The organism is Acinetobacter sp. 228 (genome assembly GCF_048147885.1).
This window is the reverse complement of the sequence record NZ_JAYWYV010000333.1, coordinates 1-1273: the sequence shown is the minus strand read 5'-3', so window position 1 is coordinate 1273 and position 1273 is coordinate 1. Positions and strand designations below refer to the sequence as shown.

Sequence of the window (1273 nt, the reverse complement as noted above, 5' to 3'; positions counted from 1 at the left end):
ATGGCTTTTCCACTTATCAAATAGAGTCAAAAATCGAATAAATCAACTTAAATATCGAAATACCCTTAACTCAACTATTTCTTATTTTGCAGGAACTGGTGCAAGTACTTCGTGTTTTGATGTTGTACGCTCAGGTGCCTTATGTACCATCGTATAGGCATAGTCCACACCCATACCGTAAGCACCAGAATGCTCACGTACAATCGCCATAACTGCATCGTATGTATCACGGTGTGCCCAGTCACGCTGCCATTCGAGTAATACTTGTTGCCAAGTTACCGGAACAACACCTGCCTGAATCATGCGTTGCATGGCGTAGTCATGTGCTTCTTTCGATGTACCGCCTGAAGCATCTGCGACCATATAAATCTCATAATCGCCTTCAAGCATGGCGCCAAAAGCAAAGGTGTTATTGCACACTTCAGTCCACAAACCTGAAACAATCACTTTTTTACGATTATTTCTTGCAAGCGAATCCCGTACTTTTTGATCATCCCATGAGTTCATTGAAGTACGTTCTAGTAAAGGAGCATCTGGAAATACATCTAAAAGTTCTGGGTAGGTATGACCAGAGAAGCTTTCAGTTTCAACTGTCGTAATCGTGACAGGAATATTGAATGTTTTAGCTGCTTTTGCTAACCCTACAGTATTATTCTTTAATACTTGGCGATCTATTGACTGTACCCCAAAAGCCATTTGCGGCTGGTGATCAATAAAAATAACCTGACAATTGGTTGGTGATAGTTGTTCTAAAAGTGATTTATTCACGTCTAAACTCCATTATTCATTATATAAGGCTTTTAAAATTGCCTACTGGTTATTATCAAAACAAATAAAAATGTAAAAACATAGACAGCAAAACAGCTCGAATCTGTATCCTGTATGGATACAATCAAATCAATGATTGCTTTTTAATTTTTATAGTTTAATCATGGATATATATTTTTTAATTTTTAGTTATCCATGGATCGATTAGACTGTATTTCCACTTTTGTAAGTGTCGTAGAACATGGGAATTTTAGTAGCGCAGCTAGAGCACTCGATATTTCTCGTGATTTGGTAGCCAAACGTGTTTGCTACCTCGAAAATGATTTAAAAACAACGCTATTAAATCGAACAACCAGACAAATGAATCTGACCAGTTGTGGGGAAAAATTTTACCAACATTGCAAGGTTATATTGAGTGAATTTGAATGGGCAACTTACGAGATTAGCTATAACCAGCAATATCCTGAAGGCGAACTCAAGCTCAATACGCCCATGTCTTTTAGCA

2 protein-coding genes are annotated in these 1273 nt (G+C 37.7%); one reads left to right on the top strand and one right to left on the bottom strand.

What is annotated here, in order from left to right:
- Positions 1–81 precede the first annotated feature (81 nt).
- Positions 82–768 carry a hydrolase gene (locus VXQ92_RS18715; RefSeq protein WP_001043294.1) on the bottom strand — a complete coding sequence of 229 codons (687 nt, stop codon included), beginning with the start codon at positions 766–768 and terminating at the stop codon, positions 82–84.
- A gap of 195 nt (positions 769–963) precedes the next feature.
- Here VXQ92_RS18715 and VXQ92_RS18710 point away from each other — a divergent pair.
- Positions 964–1273 (top strand): LysR family transcriptional regulator (locus VXQ92_RS18710; protein WP_416682815.1); only part of this gene is annotated, 310 nt, incomplete at its 3' end.